At 73.9% G+C, this 20,712-nt stretch carries 16 protein-coding genes; 4 read left to right on the top strand and 12 right to left on the bottom strand.

What is annotated here, in order from left to right; genetic code table 11:
* Positions 1–30 precede the first annotated feature (30 nt).
* Both ACR80Q_RS02285 and ACR80Q_RS02280 read right to left on the bottom strand, forming a co-directional pair.
* On the bottom strand, positions 31–930 hold the full coding sequence (locus tag ACR80Q_RS02285; RefSeq protein ID WP_502306122.1) for a DUF8453 domain-containing protein: 900 nt from the start codon (positions 928–930) through the stop codon (positions 31–33).
* Between the two features lie 190 nt (positions 931–1,120).
* Positions 1,121–1,510 (bottom strand): hypothetical protein, encoded by a 390-nt coding sequence (locus tag ACR80Q_RS02280; protein ID WP_435375918.1) that lies wholly within the window; start codon positions 1,508–1,510, stop codon positions 1,121–1,123.
* Positions 1,511–2,011: 501 nt separating this feature from the next.
* On the opposite strand from ACR80Q_RS02280, the gene ACR80Q_RS02275 reads away from it, so the two are divergent.
* Complete coding sequence (locus tag ACR80Q_RS02275) at positions 2,012–3,124, top strand: thermonuclease family protein (protein WP_435375917.1); 1,113 nt, start codon at positions 2,012–2,014, stop codon at positions 3,122–3,124.
* Positions 3,125–3,187: 63 nt separating this feature from the next.
* Here ACR80Q_RS02275 and ACR80Q_RS02270 read toward each other — a convergent pair whose 3' ends face one another.
* The 3 genes from ACR80Q_RS02270 to ACR80Q_RS02260 all read right to left on the bottom strand — a co-directional run bounded on the left by ACR80Q_RS02270 (position 3,188) and on the right by ACR80Q_RS02260 (position 9,996).
* Positions 3,188–4,213 (bottom strand): CNNM domain-containing protein, encoded by a 1,026-nt coding sequence (locus ACR80Q_RS02270; RefSeq protein ID WP_435375916.1) that lies wholly within the window; start codon positions 4,211–4,213, stop codon positions 3,188–3,190.
* Complete coding sequence (locus ACR80Q_RS02265) at positions 4,210–5,622, bottom strand: hemolysin family protein (protein ID WP_435375915.1); 1,413 nt, start codon at positions 5,620–5,622, stop codon at positions 4,210–4,212. Before ACR80Q_RS02265 ends, ACR80Q_RS02270 begins: the two co-directional genes overlap by 4 nt.
* A gap of 279 nt (positions 5,623–5,901) precedes the next feature.
* Positions 5,902–9,996, bottom strand: coding sequence for an Ig-like domain-containing protein (locus ACR80Q_RS02260; protein WP_435375914.1), 4,095 nt, complete (start codon positions 9,994–9,996; stop codon positions 5,902–5,904).
* A gap of 181 nt (positions 9,997–10,177) precedes the next feature.
* Here ACR80Q_RS02260 and ACR80Q_RS02255 point away from each other — a divergent pair, with 181 nt between their 5' ends.
* Positions 10,178–10,720, top strand: coding sequence for a hypothetical protein (locus ACR80Q_RS02255; protein ID WP_435375913.1), 543 nt, complete (start codon positions 10,178–10,180; stop codon positions 10,718–10,720).
* On the opposite strand, the gene ACR80Q_RS02250 is transcribed toward ACR80Q_RS02255, so the two are convergent.
* Positions 10,714–11,610, bottom strand: coding sequence for an endonuclease I family protein (locus tag ACR80Q_RS02250; RefSeq protein ID WP_435375912.1), 897 nt, complete (start codon positions 11,608–11,610; stop codon positions 10,714–10,716). The two genes, ACR80Q_RS02255 and ACR80Q_RS02250, sit on opposite strands and share 7 nt — an antisense overlap.
* A 55-nt stretch (positions 11,611–11,665) precedes the next feature.
* Positions 11,666–12,478: an SGNH/GDSL hydrolase family protein gene (locus tag ACR80Q_RS02245; protein WP_435375911.1), complete on the bottom strand. Its 813-nt coding sequence runs from the start codon at positions 12,476–12,478 to the stop codon at positions 11,666–11,668.
* Positions 12,479–12,557: 79 nt separating this feature from the next.
* On the opposite strand from ACR80Q_RS02245, the gene ACR80Q_RS02240 reads away from it, so the two are divergent.
* Positions 12,558–14,123, top strand: a complete 1,566-nt coding sequence (locus tag ACR80Q_RS02240) for a glycoside hydrolase family 43 protein (RefSeq protein ID WP_435375910.1) — start codon at positions 12,558–12,560, stop codon at positions 14,121–14,123.
* Between the two features lie 39 nt (positions 14,124–14,162).
* Here the strand turns inward: ACR80Q_RS02240 and ACR80Q_RS02235 are convergent, their stop codons facing one another.
* The 3 genes from ACR80Q_RS02235 to ACR80Q_RS02225 form a co-directional block, all read right to left on the bottom strand.
* Positions 14,163–14,753 carry a DedA family protein gene (locus ACR80Q_RS02235; protein WP_435376042.1) on the bottom strand — a complete coding sequence of 197 codons (591 nt, stop codon included), beginning with the start codon at positions 14,751–14,753 and terminating at the stop codon, positions 14,163–14,165.
* 61 nt (positions 14,754–14,814) lie between these two features.
* The gene (secD, locus tag ACR80Q_RS02230) at positions 14,815–17,124 is read right to left on the bottom strand and encodes a protein translocase subunit SecD (protein WP_435375909.1); all 2,310 of its coding nucleotides are present in this window, start codon (positions 17,122–17,124) and stop codon (positions 14,815–14,817) included.
* Between the two features lie 57 nt (positions 17,125–17,181).
* Positions 17,182–17,589, bottom strand: a complete 408-nt coding sequence (locus ACR80Q_RS02225; protein WP_435375908.1) for a hypothetical protein — start codon at positions 17,587–17,589, stop codon at positions 17,182–17,184.
* Positions 17,590–17,703: 114 nt separating this feature from the next.
* Between ACR80Q_RS02225 and ACR80Q_RS02220 the strand changes: the two genes are divergently transcribed.
* Positions 17,704–19,635 carry a threonine/serine exporter family protein gene (locus ACR80Q_RS02220; protein ID WP_435375907.1) on the top strand — a complete coding sequence of 644 codons (1,932 nt, stop codon included), beginning with the start codon at positions 17,704–17,706 and terminating at the stop codon, positions 19,633–19,635.
* On the opposite strand, the gene ACR80Q_RS02215 is transcribed toward ACR80Q_RS02220, so the two are convergent.
* Positions 19,616–20,146: a hypothetical protein gene (locus ACR80Q_RS02215; RefSeq protein WP_435375906.1), complete on the bottom strand. Its 531-nt coding sequence runs from the start codon at positions 20,144–20,146 to the stop codon at positions 19,616–19,618. The two genes, ACR80Q_RS02220 and ACR80Q_RS02215, sit on opposite strands and share 20 nt — an antisense overlap.
* Positions 20,143–20,586, bottom strand: a complete 444-nt coding sequence (locus tag ACR80Q_RS02210; protein WP_435375905.1) for an ATP-binding protein — start codon at positions 20,584–20,586, stop codon at positions 20,143–20,145. Before ACR80Q_RS02210 ends, ACR80Q_RS02215 begins: the two co-directional genes overlap by 4 nt.
* Positions 20,587–20,712: the final 126 nt, after the last annotated feature.

Here is a 20,712-nt window from a genome sequence, read left to right as displayed (position 1 = left end):
GACTCACCTTCTGTTGCGCAGGGTTCGATCCTAAGCCGGGCCGCGACGCCGCGCGCGGCGCGCCCTGACAACCGCCAACTTCTGTTCCAAAGCTTGCTTATTGCTGGGTTGAAGACTCAGCTGCCTCTCAAGCCTCGATATCTCTCCTCGCTCAGCTCGGTCTAGCCGCCAAGACCAGTACACGCGACGCCACCAAGGCTCACGGAGTCGATCGAAGCGAGAGGGGGCTGGTCGGCCCGCCGGTTGGGGATTGTTCAGCATCGGCGGCGACCCGCCGTTCTTCATGTGCCACCTGTCCTCAAACCTACGCGCGTCCTCATCGACCATGTGGACCTTCAGCCCGTTAGTATGCGTAGTCCAGCGGCGCATGGAGTTGCGAATGTGACCCAACTCCTCAGCGATCTGATGCATACCCTTCTCCTGGAAGGTTAGCAATCCAAACCGATAGTTGAGATCCAGCACGTACGACAGGCTTTGCCTACCCCGCCCCTTAGAATTTGAAAAGGTGACGCGCGCCTTGTAGGACATCGGGAGTCCAGACTCTTTACGTTCGTGCGTCAGATCAAAGAGTGCTCTGACTTGGCGACCAGGAGGCAGGGTCGGAATTCCCTCCTTTAACAATATCGAGTTCTCAATCTCGTGACCCCGCTGTTTCTTGCTGGACTCTAAAGGTGGGTCAAATTCAACGCGCACATTCGTTGCTATGGTTTTGCCGGAGTTCTCTATAACTAGCTCAATGGCGTTCTGCCAAACTGGACTTGACTCGAAGTCCACCAGCACGACGGGCTGAGCTTGCTCAATCCGCAGCAGTCGCGCGTGACGGACCTGAATGAAGGCAAAGACCGCCGCGACGATGGCCACCGCCGCAGTTATGACCTGCGCTGCAGCCGCATACTGCTCCGCGTTCCACGCCCCTAGCCACCCAGTCATGACCGGACCCTACTCGCAACCGGAGCCGCTCATAGGCGGGGTCGTGCCCTGCTCCATTGACCTCTATGTGATCAAGGGCCGCGCTGCGCGCGGCCGGCCTGGCGCGTGTCACAGATTGCCGACCCAACCGCGCGTTCCTCTAGGTGTCCAGCGACGCGGGTTCCTCGAAGCGTCACCGGAGGGAGACCGATCATGCTCGCCAGCGTGACCGAAGCCATCGTGTGACAAGTTGCAATGGGAACCCATCTGGATCCGACGTCGGCACCAAGAACCTGGGTCGACCGCAGGTCAGAACCAGCAGCAGTAGGAGGCCTGCGCCGGCGTTCATGCTGAGAAGGACGTCGTGCACCAGCGGGTCTACGGGAACGCCCATGAGGTCTATCCCAGCTGGTATAGACCAGGCGGCGAACGTGGTCGAGAAAACAAAGAGGACCGGATATAGACCAGACTCTAGAAGCAATGCCTCTACTGGCTCGGAAACCTTCTTGCGGGCGTAGGCGGCTCGTGCCCTGCTGAGAAAGTAGAACCAGAAAGAGACGCCCATGCACATCAGCAGCACTCCCAGGGCTGCGTCACTCATGCCACGAGTCTCCCTCACGGGGATAGCGCCGGAGACCCGAACGTGAGAAGTCCATGCCGGGCTCGCCTTGGCCGTCACGCGATCGAAGGTGCGGTTGGCGCAGCACGCCAATACCCCGGCCTCGGCTCCGGGATGCACGGGGGGCACCAGGGTGGGGTCAGACCCCTGCCCCCCAGGTGCCCCAATCGTTCTCGGCGCAACCAACAGCACGTGCGGACCGACCCCGACAAACGACCAGGTCAGACCCCGCACGTCATGCCTGCAGACGCGGGGAACCCTCTCGTAATGCGTAGGTCATCAGTTCGATTCTGACAGGCGGCTCCGCGCTCCACCCCGTCCGGTTCCCCAGGACCTGCCCACGTCGCGCCTCTCGTCACGTCGCTGGTTCGCAGCCCACCCGCGGACCAGCACGTCGGCTGGGCCAATCCCCGGCGCCGACCCGGCCTCCGGGCCTACGGTCGAGGCGACTCATCGCCGAGAAGCCGTGCCCGGGAGCCAACGATGTCTGCACGGTTCAACGCGCCGCCCGGCTGGCCGCCGCCCCCCGCGGGCTGGACACCACCGCCCGGCTGGACGGCGGACCCGTCCTGGCCGCGCCCTCCGATCGGCTGGCCCTTCTGGGTCGACGACGTCGCGGAACGGCCAAGCCAGCCACCGGCGGCCCCGACGGCTTGGTTCGCACGCAAGCGCGTCCTGGTCCCGGCCGGCGCGGTGGCGATGCTCGTCGCCGGCACCATGTCGCTGGCGACCCTCGGCGCCATCCTCCCCGACGCCGAACCCGTCGCGAGCCCTGCCCTCTCGACCGAGCCCAGCGTGGCCGCGGACGAGGTGGCCGCCGAGGCCGCCCTGGCGGCCGAGGCACGAGCGCAGGAAGAAGCCGCAGCCGAGGCCCTCGCCGCCGAGGAGGCAGCGGCGGCGCTGGTCGTCGCCGAGGAAGCAGCCGCCGCGGAGGCCGCCGCCGCTGAAGCAGCGGCCGCGGAGGCCGCCGCGATCGAAGCCGCGGCCGTCGAGGCTGCCGAGGTGGAGGCCGCCCTCGCCGCGGCGACCTGGGTCGTCACCGACATCGTGGACGGCGACACCATCGACGTCCTGCAGAGCGACACGGTGGAGCGTGTCCGGATCATCGGCATGGACACCCCCGAGCGCGGGGAGTGCGGCTTCGCCGAGGCGTCGGACGCCCTCGCCGAGCTGGTCCTCGGGGAACGGGTCGTCCTGACCGCGGGCGCCCGCGACGACCGGGACCGCTACGACCGGATCATCCGTTACGTCGACCGGGAGTCCGACGGCCTGGACTCCGGCCTCGCCCTCATCGAGTCCGGTCACGCCATCGCCCGCTACGACTCGCGCGACGGGTACGGCGCGCACGACCGCGAGCCCGCGTACGTCGCCGCCGACGACGCGTCCGGCGCCCCCACCGTGTGCGCCGATCCAGCCCCGGTGGCCCCCGCTCCGGCCCCCGCCGAGGCGGGCCCCGCGCCCGCCCCGGCGGCGGACGCCGGCCCGTTCCAGAACTGCGACGCCGTCCGGGCCGCCGGCCGCGCACCCATCAGGGACGGAGACCCTGGCTGGGACCCCAAGTTCGACCGCGACGGCGACGGCGTGGGCTGCGAGTGACGGACGCGCGGTAGGGGCTGCGGCGCCGTTCCTACCGCGGCGCGTCCTGCGGTCGGCCCCGGCTCACCCCGCCGTGGCGACCTGCAGCGGCCCCGGAAGCACCCGACGCACGACGTCGGTCAGCGTGACGATGCCGACGAGGTCCGCTCCCTGCTCGACCACGGCGAGCTGCTGACGCTGCTCACGCATCTGGCGGAGCAGCTCGTAGACCGGCGTCGCCGCGTCGACCCGGTACACCGGGCGCGCCAGGTCCACCGCTCGCGCGCCGACGTCCGCCTGCATGGTGTCGCGGACGTGGACGACGTACGCCAGCCGGCCGACCTCGTCGGTCATGAGGATGCGCAGGTGACCGGAGGACTGGGCGGCAGCGCGGACGTCCGCCACGGCCGCGTCGGCGCGGACGGCCGTCGGCTCGGCGTTCGGCGACGTGATGTCCCCGACCGTGAGCCCCTCGAGCTCGAGCACCCCGGACAGCTGGGTGCCCAGCTCGGACTCCAGCACACCGGCCCGCTCGGAGTACTCGACGAGGCTCCGGATCGTGTCGGCGTCGCGCCCCCCGACGGCGGCCTTGTCGACCGGCTCGACCCCGGTGCGGGCCACCAGGCGGTTGGCGATCTCGTTGACCCACAGCAGGAACGGCCGGACGGGCCAGACGAAGACCCGCGAGGGGACCCCGATGACGCGGGCGGCGAGCTCGGGGTGGGCGATGGCCCACGACTTGGGTGCCATCTCGCCGATGACGAGGTGCAGGAACGTCACGATCAGCAGGGACAGGGCGAAGGCGGCGCCGCCCGCGAGCCACGACGGCAGGCCCAGGTCGGACAGGACCGGGCCTAGCCAGGAGTCCATCGCCGGCTTGGTGACGGCCCCCAGCGCGAAGGTGCAGGCCGTGATGCCGAGCTGCGCCCCGGCCAGCATGACCGTCAGCTCGTTCATGCCCCGCAGGGCCGCGCGGGCGTGCGGGCTGCGCACCGCGTCCTGCTCGAGGCGGTGCCGGCGGGCCCCGAGCAGCGCGAACTCGATGATCACGAAGAAGGCGCTCAGCACGATCAGCAGCACCGTGACGGCGGTGACTCCCCAGACGTTCACCGGTGGTCCTCCTCGTCGTGGGCGTCCGGGCTGTCCTGGGCGTCGGCCGCCACGGGTGCACCGACCGGGGGCAGGTGGACCCGCAGCACGCTCGGCACGTGGCGCTCGACCTCCACCACCTCGATCTGCAGCCAGCGCGGCCGGAGGTCCTCACCCACCATGTCGGCGGCCTCGTGCGGCAGCTCCAGGGTGACGGTGGCACCGAGGGCCGGCAGGTCCCCGCCGTGGGCGATGAGCAGACCCGCGAGGGTCTCGAAGTCGCCCCTGGGCAGGTCCCGTCCGATGACCCGCTCCGCCTCGTCGATCGGCAGGTCGCCGTCCATCACCCAGGCGTCCTCGCCGTCGGCCGATGCGGTGACGTGGTCCACGGCGTCGTGCTCGTCGCTGATCTCCCCGACGAGCTCCTCGGCGAGGTCCTCCATCGTCAGCACCCCGCTGAAACCGCCGTACTCGTCGATGACGCACGCCAGCTCGTTCTTGCTGGCGGTCAACCGGTCCAGCGCGTCGGGCAGCGGCATCAGGGTGGGGACGATCAGCGCCGGACGCATCAGCGTGCTGACGGGACGGTCGTCGGTCGGGTCGGCGAGCAGCACGTCGGACAGGTGCACGACGCCGAGGGGCTCCTCCTGCTCCCCGACGACCGGGTAGCGGGTGTGCCCGCTGGACATCAGGGCCCACATCTCGGCCACGGACGTCTCCGGTCGCACCACGCCCACGCGGACCCGGGGGATCATCGCGTGCTCGACGTCGCGGTCGGGGAAGTCGAGGATCCGGTCCAGCAGGACCGACAGCTCGTCCGGCAGGTCCCCGCTCGTCCGCGAGTCGCCGATGATGTACTCCAGGTCCTCGGCCGTCGCGCTGCTGTCGACGTCGTGGACGGGCTCCACTCGCAGCAGCCGCAGCACGGCGTTCGAGGAGATGTCGAAGAAGGCGATGAGCCACCCGAAGACGGCCAGGTACAGCTTCGTCGAACGGGCCAACGCCTTGGAGAGCGGTTCCGGGTTGGCGATCGCGAGGTTCTTGGGGAACAGCTCGCCGAAGATCATCTGCACGACGGCCGCCAGGACCAGCGCGGCCACCGTGCCCACGGCGACGCCGACCCCGGTCGGCACGCCGCCTGCGCCGAGCAGCGTGCCCAGCGACTCCCCGATGAACGGCTCGGCCACGAAGCCCACGAGCAGGCCTGTCACGGTGATGCCCAACTGGGCCCCGGACAGCATGAACGACGTCCGACGGGTGACGTCCAGCGCCCGCTTGGCGCCGTCGTCACCGTTGTCGGCCGCGGCCCGCAGCCGGGACCGGTCCACCGACATGTACGCGAACTCCTGGGCCACGAAGTAGCCGTTCGCGGCGATGATCACCGCGGTCAGCACCAGGCCTAGGAGCAGGAGCAGGATCGCGCTCGTCACGTCATCACCCCCGCCCGCACGTCGTGAGTCGAGCGCCTGCGGGGGATGCGTCTATGGCTGGGGTCTTCGGGGGCGGACTCCTCAGGAGCCGTCTCGACGAGGACCTCGGGACGAGGAGTGGCTGTGCTGCTGGGCACGGTGTGATCGACCTTCTCTGTTGGTGACGAACAGGTCACAGGATAGATGGTCGGCCACGGGAGGGCGCGCGCGGCGATCCGCGCCCCCCGCCACGGCGAAGGGCCCCCGCACCGGCTGGTGCGGGGGCCCTTCGTCACCTGGTCAGGCCAGGACGTGCCGTCCCGGGCGGCGGCGGGTCAGGACCAGCAGGACGACGCCGAGCGCGAGGACGAGACCGCCCCCGGCCAGCACCGTGCCGGTCTCGACCCCGGTGCGCGCCAGCGCCGTGGGACCGGTCACGGGCGCGACGGTGGGGGTGCCCGCCGTCGGCTGCGCGACCTGGGGCCCCGGGTCCAGGGGCACCGCGGGCACCGCGGCGGCCACGGTGACCGTGACGGTGGCGGGGTCGCTGGTCACGCCGTCCGCGTCCGTGACGGTGTAGCTCAGCTCGGCCGCACCGGCGAAGCCGTCGGCCGGGACGAACCGGATGCCGGCCGCGTCGACCGTGGCGGTGCCCGTGCTGGCCGGCGGCTGCGTCCGCAGCGCCCACTCGAACGGTCCGGTGCCGACCGGTGCGTCCGGCTGGACCCTCACCGGCGTGCCGGAGGGGGTGCCGGCGGCAGCGGCCAGGGCGCGCGGGGCGACGAGGATCTCGATCGGCTCCGGCTGGCTGACGACACCGTCGGCGTCCGCGACGGAGTACTGCGCGAGGACGCGGCCGGAGGTGCCGGGGGCCGGCGAGAACGTGACCGCCCCCGAGCTCGCGTCGATGGTCATCGTGCCCCGCTCCCCGTCGGGCAGGGCGGTGAGGGTCCACTCGAACGGACCGGTGCCCACGGGCTCCGGGAGCTGCACCGTGACCGGGTCCCCGGTCACGGTCCGGCCGGCACCGGGCTCGGACGTCGGGCGGATCTCGATGACCACCTCGACCTCCTCGCTGGTCACGCCGTCCGCGCCGGTCACCGTGTAGTGCAGCACCAGGCGGCCCGACGCCCCGGCGCGGGGCGTGAACGTGATGGCCCCCGTGTCGGGGTCGATGTCGGCGACGCCGAGGGGCGTCTCAGGGTCGGGGTCGGTCAGCTCGAAGGTGAACGGGCCGGTGCCGGTCGGCGCCGGCGGCTGGTAGGTCACGGGCGAGCCGGCCGGGCCGTCGGCCTCACCTCCGCCACCACCACCCCCGGGACCGGACGGTCCCGCCACGGGCAGCACGGTCAGGTCCACGGTGACGGGCTCGCTGGCCAGGCCGTCGGCGTCGAGCACGTGGTAGGCGAAGGTGCCCCGGCCGGAGCCGACCCCCGTCACGGTGACGGTCGGGACCGCACCGGGCGTGCTCGGCTCGACCGTGGCCAGTGCGGCCGCCGGCTCGTCGTCGACCACGACGGTGAACGGGCCGGTGCCGAGAGCCGCCGCGAGCTCCACCTCGGTCGTGGTGCCGGACGCGACCTGCGCCGTCCCGCCCTCCGCGACCGGGTGCACGTCGAGCCGCACCTCGGCCGGGGCGCTGGTGCGCACCGACTCGTCGGTGGAGCCGTCGACCGTGGCGGTGTAGGTCGCCCGCAGGTGCCCGCTGGCGCCGGCGTCCGGCAGCAGCGACAGGTGGACGGTGTCGGTGCTCACGGTGCCGACCGGGGCGTCGCCGTCCAGGACGGCGATGCGGGGGGTGTCCGTCCCGTCGACGACGGGGTCCACCAGCTGCGCGACGGGTTCGAGGGCCGCCGTGGCGGGCTCCCCCACCACGTCGTGCGCGACGGGCCGCACGTCGAGGGTGATGACGGCGGACACGCTGCTCAGGTCGGTGCCGTCGACCACGCGGTAGTGGACCTCGTGGCGGCCGGCCACCGCGGCGGTGGCGACCAGGGAGCCGTCGACGACCTCGACGCCCACGTCCTCGGCGTCCTGCTCCAGCACGACCGTCAGCGTCTCGGACCCGACGACGTCGGGGCGCCCGAGGTCGATCGGCACGCCGACCGCGCCGTCACCGGCCAGGTCCGGCGCGAACGGCAGGACCACGAACGTGGCGTCCTGCGCCTCGCCCTCGGTGCCGGAGCCGTCGGTCGGGCGGAACGTGACGACCGAGGTGCCGCTGGCGCCGGGGTCGGCGGTGAAGGTGATGACGCCGGTCTCGGGGTCGATGGTGGCCGCCCCCAGGTCGCCGTCCTCCCCGTCGACGATGCTCCAGGTGGTGCTGCCGCTGCCGGTCGAGGTCGGCTCGCCGGTCACCAGCGTGGCCTCGCCGTCCGCGTCCAGCGAGCCGTGGGCCGCGAGCACGCCCGCGGTCGGGCGGACCGTGACCTCCGCGGTCACGGGCAGGCTGGTGACGCCGTCAGCGCCGGTCGCGCTGAGCGACAGCGTGGTGACGCCGCTGACCCCGGCGTACGGGGTGAACGTGACCTCGCCGGTGCGGGCGTCGACCGTCGCGGTGCCGAGCTCGGTGGCGGCCCCGGCCAGCAGCCAGGTCCAGTCACCGTCCGCGTCGGGGGAACCGAGCACGTCGGGGGCCGGGAGCGTCACCGGGTCGCCGGCGTCGGTCGCGCCGGCCACGTCCTGCGCGACCGGGCGCACCTGGACCGTGACGGGGTACGTCTCGGAGGTCGCCGCGGGGTCGCTCGCGTCGGTGACGGTGTACGTACCGACCACGCGGCCGCTGGCCCCGCCGGTGACGACGACACGCACGCCGTCGTCGGTCGGCTCGACCGCGCCCGGCCCGGAGGTGCGGTCGGCGTCGAAGGTGAAGGGTCCGTTGCCGTCCGGCTCGGGGACCAGGTCCACCGTCCGGGCGTCCGCGGTGGCCTCGACGACCTCGGACAGCGCCACCGAGGTGGGCCGGAAGGTGGCGTCCACGGTCTGCACGCGGGAACCGGGGGCCGTGCTGGCGGTGGCCGAGGCCATGGTCGTCGTCACGGGGTAGCGGCCGCTGCGCACCGCGGTCGTGGTCATCGACACCACCGGCAGGACGGTGCCCGGCTCGAGCGGGTCGACGGTGGTGTACGAGCAGACGACGGGGCGGACCTCGGTGTCGCAGCTCCAGCCCTCGCCGGTCGCGTCGGTGTACGACAGCTCCGCCGGCCCGTCGACGGTCAGCGTGATCGGGCCGTTGTCCGGACCGCCCAGGTCGTCCAGGGACGGGGACATCGTCAGGCTGCCGGTGGTGCCGACCGCGGTCGCGGCGTGCGAGGTGGTCTGCTCCAGCAGGGACGGCAGCGGGTTGACCGTGGAGACCTCGATGCCCTGGATCTCGTGGATGTTGGTCGAGCCACCGGTCGAGGCGGCGAAGCCGAACTTGAAGCTGGGGGCGGCCTTCACCTCGGCGGGCACCGGCACCGTGATGAGCGGGGTGGTGGAGACGGCGAGCGCAGCCTCGTCGTCCGCGACGAAGACCTTGACCTGCGGGTCGGCGACGGGCTGGCCGTCCAGGTCGACCGTGGGCTCGATGATGACGCGGACGGCCTTCTGCGACCAGGTCTTGGTGGTCAGGCTCGGGACGTCGTCCAGCAGCACGGGCTCGTGCAGGGTGCAGTAGCCCCCGCTCCAGGAGCCGCCGACCAGCGTGCCGGGCCCGCGCACGGCGATGCTGTTCCGGTAGGTCGTGTACGGGTTCGAGGTGACGTAGCCCGTGCAGCCTGCGTTCTGGGTCTCGCGGGGCCAGTTGCCCCAGGTGTCCAGGCCGATGCCGAGCAGCCCGGAGGCCACGCCCTGCTGCGGGCTGCCCCCTGTGTTGTTGGCGTACCCGAGCGACCCGCCGGTGCCGCCCGCACGGGTCAGGTCCGTGCGGCCGTCGACGAGGAAGAAGCTGATGCCGTCGGCGCCCGGGTTCGAGCCGCCGTACTGGAACTGCGTGAAGCTGACGTCGAGCCCGGCCGTGAGGCTGCGCGGCTTGTTGAACAGCGCCGCCCCGGACCTGCCGGTCTGCGCAGGGGTCAGACGCAGCCTGGCGGCCCCCGAGTCCGCCGCGGCCGGCAACGGCAGGTTGCAGCCGGGGATCCCGCTGCTCGCGGTGTCCGAGGCGGTGCCGGCGGTCAGGCAGGCTCGGTTCGCCCCCTGCCCCTCGGGGGCGACCCAGTTCTGGCTGGTCGTACGCTTCTGGAAGGTCTCGGTGAGCAGCACGGTCCCGTCGTCGGCCGCCGCGTAGGAGGGCACCCCGGTGGCGACGGTGAGCGGCACGACCAGGGTGCCGAGCAGGGCGGTGGCGACGACCCGGGAGACATGGCGCCGGGCGCGGTGCCGGCCCTGTCCGGGCAGGAGCAGCGAGAGGCGCACGAGGGGTCCTTCGGGAGCAGGCGGAGGGCGAGACCGCGATCGCGGCCCCTGATGAGTCGGCCTCCCGGTGACCCTGAGTGAGCCGCAGGGGCCGGTTCACCCGTCCGGCGGATGCGCACGACCTCGGCCGAGGACGCTGCGGGCCTTGCCGCCGCTGCGAGCGGGTGACGACACTCGGGGCGTGAGCAGCCACAGCACCCCGGCGCAGGACGGCACGGCTGCCGCCGCGACCGTCGGCCGTCACGAGACGCACCGGCAGGTCCTGCGTCGGGAGTTCCTGGCCGCGGCCCTCTACATGGCGCTGGTCCTGCTGGCGGGACTGGTCGTCGTGCCCACCGGGTACCTGCCGTCGGACCGGACGATCGTCGCGACCATGCTCGGCACGGCCGTCGGGCTGGTCCTCGCGCACTGGCTCGCGTTCCGGCTGGCCTCGCACGTGTCCGACGCGAGCGGGGTCTGGCCGGGGTCGGCCGCGCAGGAGGCGGGTGCGCAGGTGCTGGGCGGCCTGGCGGTCGCGACCGCCGGCGCCGTGCCGTTCCTGCTGCTGGACGGGACGACGGCGCTACGGCTCTCGCTGCTCGCGCTCGGGGCGATGCCCGCGGTCGTCGGGCTGGGGATCGCCCGCAGCCGAGGACGCTCGTGGCTGAGCAGCGCCTTCTTCGCCGCCGCCGTCCTGGTCCTGTCCCTGGCGGTCGTGCTGGTGAAGTCGCTGCTGGGTCACTGACGCAGCAGGGCCACGAGCTCCTCCGCACGGTCGGGGTGGTCGACGAACGGGTTGCGGTTGCCCTGCCGCTCGTGGATCGCGGCGTTGCGGTGCCGCTCCCAGTCCCCCGCCGGGTCCTGCGCGTGCCAGAGCAGCAGGTCGTCGTAACGGGCGGGGTCCAGCTCGTCGGGCTCGATCACCCCCGGGTAGCGCAGCGCGACGAACAGCAGGGCCCGCGCCGCGGCCCCCTTGCCCTGGGCGGGTTCGAACCCCGCGTCGGTCCGCTTGCCGCAGTCCGGCCGGACGGCGTCGGCCAGGACCCCGTCCGGGAGGTCCGGCTCGGGCTCCGGCTCGGGCGGCCAGTCCGGCAGCTCGACGAACGGGGTGTTGCCGCGAAAGCTGTTGCAGCGCGACTCGCAGGCGAACAGGTGGTGCAGGTCGCCCCGCATCGGCTCGGCCCGACCGAACCAGCTCTGCGGGACCACGTGCTCGCAGTTGTACGGCAGCGCCGCCTCGAGCTGCTCGACCAGCTGGTCGTGGGTCTGGTCGGTGAGGCCCTCCAAGGACGCCGCCCGCCGGTGCCGCCGGTCCAGGACCTCGGCGTCCGCGCGGATCAGCTCGGCGGGGTCGAAGACCTGTCCGGTGTACAGGCTCCGCAGCGTGAGGTCGGGCTGCAGGTCGACCCACGGGTAGACCTCGACGCTCGGGCGGTACCGGGGCCGACGCTCGTGCGTGCGGGCCACCAGGTCCCCCCAGCCGTGCGGCGGTACGTCGCCGTAGTAGGCGGTCGCCGCCTGCGCGTCCGCCTCGACGTCGAGGTACGGCCGTTGCTGCGCCTGTTCCAGGGTGTCCAGCGCGAGGTCGACCTCGTGCACGGCCTCGGGGGTGTGCGTCCACGACGGATCGTCCATACGACGTGGGTACGCCCGGGAGGGCGGACCGTCAACCACCGCGACGGATGAACCGTCAGGCGACCGGCGGGAGCACCACGCGGAGCACCGGGTCCTTGGCCGAGCGGCGGTCGCCGCTGGAGCGGCCGGTCAGGCGGCGGCCCAGCCAGGGCAGCAGGTGCGTGCGGGCCCACACCAGGTCGGCGGCCGCCGACACCCGCCGCGGGACCGGCACCGCCGCCGGTAGCGGCTCACGCCACCACCCTACGGGACCGCCGAGCAGGTCCGGGCGGTCCACCCCCAGCTGCTCCAGGACGGCCGCCGCCACCCGGGTGTGGCCGTCGGCGTTCAGGTGCAGCCGGTCCAGGTCCCACACCCGGCGGTCGGTCAGCACCGCCGCGGCCCCCATGTCGACCAGCGTGGCCCCGGAACGGTCCGCGACCTCGCGCACGTGGTCGTTGAAGCGGGCGAACCGGTCGGCCAGCCAGTCCGCCAGCCGCCCCTTCCCCCCGGCACGTCCGACGGCCGTGAAGAGCAGCACCTGCGGGACCGACGCGACGACACCCGCCACGGCGCGGTCGTAGCGGCGGGTCAGGTCGACCAGGTCGGTGCCGCGGCGCAGCACGTCGTTGGGCCCCGCGTGGAAGCTCAGCAGGGTGGGCTCCATGGCCAGGGCCGCGGGCACCTGGTCGGCCACCACCTGGTCGAGCAGCTTGCCGCGCACCGCGAGGTTGGCGTAGCGGACCGTCCCGGGGGCGTCCCGCCGGGCCAGCGCCACGGCCGTGCGGTCGGCCCACCCCACGTGCTCGCCGTCCGCCCGTCGCCCGTCGCTCATCCCCTCGGTGAAGGAGTCCCCCACGCAGACCAGCCGTACCTCGTCATGCTGCACGGGTCCGTGCTACCCGCTCGGGCGTCGTCCTGCCAACCCGGGGGCCGTCCTGGGGGCGGCGGCACGAGACGATCGGCCGATGTCGACGCAGCCCGGCACGCGCACCTACCGCAACCCGGTCGTCCCCGGGTTCCACCCCGACCCCAGCGTCTGTCGGGTCGGCGACGTGTTCTACCTGGTCACGAGCAGCTTCGAGTACTTCCCGGGGATCCCGGTCCTGCGCAGCACCGACCTGGTGCACTGGCAGCAGCTGGGGCACGTGCTCACCCGGACCTCGCAGCTGGACCTGCGTGGCGCCCGCGCCTCCGGCGGCGTCTACGCCCCGACGATCCGGTGGCACGACGGCACGTTCTACGTCACGGCGACCGACGTGTCCGGCGGCGGGCACCTGCTCGTCCACGCGCAGGACCCGGCCGGGCCGTGGTCGGACCCCGTGCCCGTGGACCAGGACGGCATCGACCCCTCGCTGTTCCGCGACGTCGACGGGACCTGGCTGTTCACCTCGACCGCCGAACCGGTCCCCGGTCACGGCCACGAGGCCGAGCCGGGCTTCACCCGTGGCGTCCAGCAGTCCGTCGTCGACCCGCTGACGGGCGAGCGCCGCGGCGACGTCCGGTTCCTGTGGGCGGGCACGGGCGGACGGTTCCCCGAGGCGCCGCACCTGTACCGGCGCGGTCGCTGGTACCACCTGCTGCTGGCCGAGGGCGGGACGGAGCCCGGCCACATGGTCACCGTCGCCCGGTCGACCTCGCCGTGGGGTCCCTGGCAGCCCTCGCCCCACAACCCCGTGGTCAGCCACCGCAGCTCGCCGCACCCGCTGCAGTCGGTCGGGCACGCCGACCTGGTCGAGCTGGCCGACGGGACCTGGTGGGCGGTGCTGCTGGGGACGCGGCCGGTCGGCGGGCGGCACCACCTGGGCCGGGAGACGCTGCTGGCGCCGGTCACCTGGCCCGAGGACGGCTGGCCGTCGATCGGCGTCGACGGGCGGGTGCCGCTGGAGCACCCGGCCCCGGACCTGCCGCCCTCGCCGGCGGACCCGGCGTCGACCGTGGACGAGTTCGACGGTCCGACCCTGCCGCCGCGCTGGAGCACGCTGCGCCGACCGCTCACCGACGCCGAGGCGTCCCTGACGGCGAGCCCGGGGGCGCTGACGCTGCGGGGCGGACCCGACTCGACCGACGACCCGCTGCTGGTGGCGGTGCTGCGCCGGCAGCAGCACGTGGACTGCTCGGTCGTCGCCGACCTCGACGTCGACCCGGTGGGTGAGGACGAGGCCGGGCTGCTCGTGCGGATGGACGAGGACCATCACGTCGAGCTGGCCGTGCGCGTGGTCGACGGGCACCGCCGGGCGCTGGTGCGCAACCGCGTCGGCCCGCTGCAGCAGGTGACGGCCGCCGTGGCCGTCGACCCCGGCCCGCTGCGGCTGCGGGTCGACGCGGACGCCGAGGCCTACCGGTTCTCCGTCGAGCACGGGGAGGCCCGTCGGGTCGACCTGGGCGCGGCGCCGGTGCGCTACCTGAGCACCGAGGTCGCCGGTGGGTTCACCGGGGTCCACCTGGGCGTGTACGCCAGCGGGAACGGGGCGCCGGCTCGCGGGGCGGCGCGCTGGACGCGGTTCGCGTACACGGCCGGTCGGGCCGGTTGAGCCGACCCGGCCGGGCCGCCCCGCCCTGCGTCCCCGCCCTCAGCCGGCCTCCCCGTCCGCACGCCGACGCCGACGGACCCGGACCACCACGAACCCCACGACCAGGGCCACCACGGCGGCGACGACGACCCGCTGCAGGACCGTCGCGTACTGCTCGACGAGGGACCAGTTCTCGCCCAGGGTGTACCCGGCGACGACGAAGGTCGTGTTCCAGATCCCGCTCCCCGCGGTCGTGTAGAGGACGAACCGCCCCACCGGCATCCGCTCCACCCCCGCCGGCACGGAGATCGCGCTGCGGATGATCGGCAGCATCCGGCCGAAGAACACCGCGGCGTACCCGTGCCTCACGAACCAGCGCTCGGCGACCTCGACGTCCCGGGCGTCGACCAGCGGCAACCGACCGGCGAACGCGACGACGCGGTCCCGGCCGACGGCCGCCCCGACCCGGTACAGCGCGAGGGCGCCGACCAGCGAGCCCGCCGTGGTCCACAGGATCGCGGACAGCAGCGAGAAGCTGCCCTGGCTGGCCGCGAGACCCGCCAGCGGCAGGACCACCTCGCTGGGGATGGGCGGGAAGACGTTCTCGAGGGCCACGACGAGACCGGCACCGGGCCCGCCCAGGGTCTCCATCAGCCCGACCGCCCAGCCGGCGATCCCGCCCTCGACCTGACCGCTCACGGGTCCCGCCCGTTCACACGACGGCTCCGCTGTCCATCGGGTCACGCGCGACCTTCCGGGTCCTGGGGGCGGGTGGGGGTGTCGGCCAGCGGCCCTCCAGCGCCACCGCCAGCGGGGAGGCGACGAACAGCGAGGAGTACGAGCCGACCACGACGCCGATCAGCAGCGCGAGGGCGAAGTCGGTCAGGGAGTCACCCCCCAGCACCGCCAGCGCCAGCAGGATCACCCCCGCCCCGATGCCGGTGTTGACGGTGCGCGGCAGGGTCTGGACGACGGCCTGGTTGACCACCGAGGAGAACGGGCCGCCCCCCGCGCCCCGCCACAGCTCGCGCACCCGGTCGAAGATGACGACCGAGTCGTTGACCGAGTACCCGATCACCGTGAGCAGCGCCGCGAGGAACACCCCGTCGACCGGGCGCCCGAGCCAGGCGAACACCCCGACCACGATCGCGACGTCGTGCACCATCGCCAGCACCGAGCTCGCCGCGAACGTCCAGCGGAACCGCACAGCCAGGTAGGCGAGCTGGGCCAGCAGGGCCACGCCGAGCGCGACCAGGGCGTTGCGCTGCAGCTCCGAACCCAGGCTCGGCCCGATCAGCTCGTCGCGGACCTTCTCCAGCTCGCCCGCGGTGGCCTCATCGACCGCGTCCTCGACCACCACGGCCTCGTCGTTGTCGATGACCCCGGTGCGGACGGCGACGACACCGTCGCCGCCGGCCTGCACCACGGCCTGCGGGAACCCGGCCTCGGCGACCGCGGCGCGGACGTCGCCGGCCACGTCGGCGCCGTCGGTCGCGGCCACGTCGCTCTGGTACTCCAGCAGCCGACCACCGGTGAACTCCACCCCCAGGTCCAGGCCACGGACGGCGATCCCGGCCCCGGCCACGAGCACCGCGACCACCGCCCCGACCAGCAGCCGGCGGCCGTGGCGCATCAGGTCCGGGTCGCGGCGGGTCAGCCACTCCCGCACCGGCCCGAGCCGGCTGATGCCGCTCGCACCGGGTCGCCGCTGCAGCCAGCGGGTGCCCACCGCGGTCTCGGCCAGGACCCGGGTGAGCACCAGCGCGGAGAACATCGACGCCAGCACGCCGATGCTCAGGGTGACGCCGAAGCCCCGCACCGGGCCCGAGGCCAGGACGAACAGCAGCCCGGCCGCCAGCAGCGTCGTGACGTTGGAGTCGACGATGGCGGTCCAGGCCCCGGAGAAGCCGCGTCTGGTCGCGTCGACCAGCCCCTTGCCGCGGCGCTGGTACTCCTCGCGGGCGCGCTCGTAGACCAGGACGTTGGCGTCGACGGCCATGCCGATGGCCAGGACGAAGCCGGCGAGGCCGGGCAGGGTCAGGGTCGCCCCGACGGCCAGCAGCGCCGCGTAGGCGATGAGCCCGTACCCGGCGAGCGCCACGACGGCGATGCCGCCCAGCAACCGGTAGACGGCGGTCATGAACAGCCCGGTCAGGGCGACGCCGATGACCGCCGCCAGGGCGGAGGCGTTGATGGCGGTGGCCCCGAGCGTCGCCCCGACGGTGCGCTGCTCGATGATCTCGACCGGTACCGGCAGCGCACCGCCCTCGATGAGCCCGGCCAGGTCCGCGGCCTCCTCCTGGGTGAAGTCGCCCGTGATCGACGTCGTGAAGCCGGGGATGCCGGCCTCGCAGGCGACGCTCGGGTCGACCTGCGGGGAGGACACCACCTCGTCGTCCAGCACGATCGCGACCCGACGCTGCGGGTCGCCCGGCGGGGCGCAGGCGGCCTCGGCCGTGAGCGCCTGCCACGCCACCCGCCCCTGCCCCTGGAAGTCGACCGACACGTCCCAGCCGACGCCCTGCTGACCCAGCACCGCCGCGGCCGCACCGACCCCCTCGCCGGTCAGCGACGCCGGGGCGAGCCGCAGCTCGACCCCGGACTCGTCGGGCAGCACCAGCTCGCCGTCGACCGGCTCCGCGCCGACCGGCCCGGAGCCCTCGGGCCCGGCGGCACCGAGGACGGGATGGAACGACAGCTGCGCGGTCCGACCGATGGTCTCGGCGGCCTCGCGGGGGTCCTGGACGCCGGGCAGCTCGACGATGATGCGGGTCTCGCCGGAACGGACCAGCGTCGGCTCGCTGACGCCGAGGGCGTCGACGCGACGACGCAGCACCTCCATGGTGCGGTCGGTCGACCCGGCGTCGGCGACCACGGTAGGCGAGTCCTGGGTCTGCAGGGTGATCTGCGTGCCACCCCTCAGGTCGAGGCCGAGGCGGGGGGCGGTGGTGAGGACGTAGAACAGGGACGTGGCCAGGACGGCCACGACGACGAGCAGGCGGAACCACTGGGGGCGGGACACGGGTGGACCTCCGGGGACGAGCGACCCCGGCGAGGGGTCGCGCCTACGAGCGGGACGTCAGGTGCGCGTCACGCTCGGAGGTGCCCGACCGAGGGTCGGCTCGTGGCCGGAGGTGCGGGGCGGGGCGGTGTCCGGGCCCAGCCCGCGAGGCAGGGCCGTGACCGGCCGGGGCGGGGCGGGGACGGCACGGTGTTGCACGGGCTCGTCCGACGGCGGGGGCGCGGCCCCGCTCACCCGCTCGGTCGGCGCCTGCCGGGCCGACGTGTGGCCGGTGACGACGAGGCCGTCGCCGGCGGCCTCGCCCGCGGGCGGGGCGCTGACGGCGCTCGAGGGGGTCAGGTCCAGGACGGCCACCGACGGGACCGCGGCGGACGACCAGGCGAGCAGCGGCGCCGCGAAGGCGGGCAGCAGCGCCAGGAGGGCGGCGCGGAGGACCACGAGCAGCACGGGGCGACGCACGATCACCCCTCCGTCGTCGGCGCGGTCGGCAGGCGCCGGCCGGGTAGGAGGCTACCCGGGCGGCCCGGGGCGGGGTCGGCTGCTTTGACACCCGGGGGCACCGGGTGCTCGTCTGGTGACGTGCGTGCCCTGCCGGCCCCCTCGCGGGTCCTCCTGCTGGCCGCCCCTCTCCTGATCGCGTTGCTCGTGGCGCTGCTCCTGGGCGGGGCCGCCCCTGCCCTCGCGTCGTCCCCGGCGCCGGAGCTCCAGGCTCCCGACGGCTCGGGCGGCTCGGGCGGCGAGCAGCCGGAGCCGGACGAACCGCCGGACGTGGCACCGGCCCCCCCGGGCGCCGACCCCGGGGACGACGCCCCGACCGCCCCGACCGAACCGGTCGAACCGGTCGAGCCGGCCCAGCCGACCGACGACGGCACCTCGACCGGCACCCCGGGCACGGCGCCGGCGCAGGAGGAGGTCCCCACCGACCGGCCCGAGCCGACCGTCGTCGCTCCCACCGACGCCCCCGCGGCGACCGCGGGCACCGACCCCGGGCCGGCCGTGGACGCCGAGCCGACGGCCACCACCGGTGAGCCGGTCCGGCTGTCGCCGTCGTCGCCCGCCCTGGTCAGCTCGAACATCCCGCTGGGTTCGGTGGCCCTGGCCGTGGTGGTCCTGCTGGTCGGGGGTCTGCTGGTCCGGACGGTGGTCCGCCGCGGCGCCGAGCAGCCCGCCCCGGACCCCGACGGCACCGCGGCCACCGTGCCCCTGGCGGCCGCCCCGTCCGCGGGCCGACCCGAGGGGCCGGTCGGTGACGACGCCCCGACGGACCCCGCCACGCTGGACTTCCTGCTCGCGCTGGGCGAGGCGCTGGTCGACGCGGGCGACGCGATCAACCACGTGCAGGAGACGCTGGAGGAGGTCGCGACCGTCAACGGCGTGCACGGCGTCGGGATCGTCGTCATGCCCACGGCGCTGTTCATCTCGCTCCCCCACCAGGACGGCGTCCAGACCGAGGTGTCCGCCGCGGGGGCGTCGGCGTTGCGCCTGGACCAGGTCGACGAGGTGTTCCGCATCGTCGACCAGGCCCGCAGCGGTGCGCTGAGCCCGTCCGACGGCCGCGTCGCCCTGGCCCGCGCCCGCGCCACCGGTCCCCTCTTCTCACCCGGCCAGCAGCTGCTGGGCTACGTCCTGTTCACCCTGGGGCTGGTCCTGATCCTGCAGGGGGGCTGGCTGGAGCTGCTGGTCGGCGGCGGCCTCGGGCTGCTGGTCGGGGCGCTGCACCTGGCCTCGGAGCGGTTCCCCAGCGCCTACCAGCCGTTCCTGCCGGTGGTCGCGGCGCTCGGCGCGTCGGCGGTGGTGCTCAGCGTGGCCCGGGTGCTGCCCGAGCTGGCCGTGTTCCCACCGCTGGTCGCGGCGCTCGTCGCGTTCCTGCCCGGGGCGCTGCTGACCACGGCCGTGCTGGAGCTGTCGACGGGGCAGATCATGTCCGGCTCCGGGCGGCTGGCCGCGGGGACGCTGCGCCTGGTGCTCCTGGCCCTGGGCATCCTGGCCGGCGCGCAGCTGGTGGGCGTCCCCGGCGCCTCGATCGACAACCCGGCGACCGGCGCCGCGACGGTGGTCGCGACCTGGACGGGGGTGGCGGTGTTCGGCGTCGGGGTGGTCCTGTTCAAGGGCGCCCGGTGGTCGTCCCTGCCGTGGATCATGCTGGTGCTCTACGTCGCCTACGCCGGTCAGGTGCTGGGCGGGCTGCTGTTCGGGAGCACCCTGTCGGCGTTCTTCGGCGCGCTGGCCATGACGCCGGTGGCGATGATCGCCGCCCGCCAGCCCACCGGCCCGCCCGCGCTGGTCAGCTTCCTGCCCGGGTTCTGGCTGCTGGTGCCGGGTGCGGTGGGCCTGGAGGGCGTCACCCGGTTCCTGGACGAGGACACCGCCGAGGGCATCTCGTCGCTGGTGACGATGGGGACGTCCATGGTGGGCATCGCCCTGGGCGTGCTGCTCGGGCTCGCCGTCGGCGGCCAGGTCGCGCAGCGGCTCCGGATCCGTCGGGAGGCGCTCAGCCAGGTCCCTGCGTGAGCTCCGACGGCCCGTCCCACCGGGTGGGCGCTCGGCCCTGGACCTGGTCGCGGAACTGCGCCAGGTACCACTCGGAGAGCTGCCGGACCAGGGGTGGGCGCGGCAGCGTCATCAGCTGCCCCTCACGGCAGAAGCGGTCGCACTCCTCGATCAGGGTCCGGAGCCGTTCGGCGACCTCGACCACCCCGGACGGCACGTGCTCCACCAGGTCGATGGTCCGCTCACCCCGTGCGTGCGCGGCCTCCAGCTCGGTGTCGCGGCGCGACCGGGCCGTGGCGTGCCGCGTGCCCAGGGAGTCCACCAGCTCGACGAGGCGGGCCGGGACGTCGAGCTCGCCGGCGTCGTCCTCCAGCGCCAGCAGGCGCAGCTCGCGGACGAGCCCGTCGTGGTGCTCGCGCGAGGCGATGAACAGCGGGACCGGCAGCCCCAGCAGCCGGACCTCCACCAGCGGACCGTCGTCACCGGGCAGGTAGCGCCCGAGCGAGGACTCCGTCGCCCCGGACCCGCTCACGTCCGCTCCAGGCCCTCGAGACCCAGGTCGCCGAACCCGTGGAGGTCGGCGGCCGACCACGTCTCCCGGGGCCGGAGCACCCGGAACCAGACCGTCTTGCCGGCCTTCTCCGGGCGCCACCCCCACTCGTCGGCCAGGTCGTCCAGCAGCCCGATCCCGCGCCCGGTGGTCGCGGTGCGCGAGAAGTGCTGGCGGTGCGGCGGCACGGACGACCCGTCCATGACCTCGACGTGGACCCCGCTGCCCTGCCGTCGCACGTGCAGGCTCAGCTGCGTGCCGGCGTGCAGCAGGGCGTTGGTGACGACCTCGGCCGTCAGCAGCTCGACCGCGTCGCACAACGGCTCCAGCCCGTAGCCGGACATCCGCTCGGTCACCCACCGTCGGGCCTGCCGGGCGGACACGGCCTGCGGCAGGAGCTCGATGGTCGCCGGCGCCGTCATCGGGGCCACCTCGACCCACCGCTCCCGCAGTCACCCATGCGCCTCGTCCCTGCTCGCCCGGCCCTCGCGGGCCCCTCAGCCCCACAGCCTGGGCCCGACACCCCGACCCCGTCCACCCGGATGGAC

The organism is Aquipuribacter aurantiacus (genome assembly GCF_051216895.1).
Lineage (GTDB): Bacteria > Actinomycetota > Actinomycetes > Actinomycetales > JBBAYJ01 > Aquipuribacter.
Note: the sequence above shows the minus strand (reverse complement) of the source record. Positions and strands in the feature narration are given on the sequence as shown.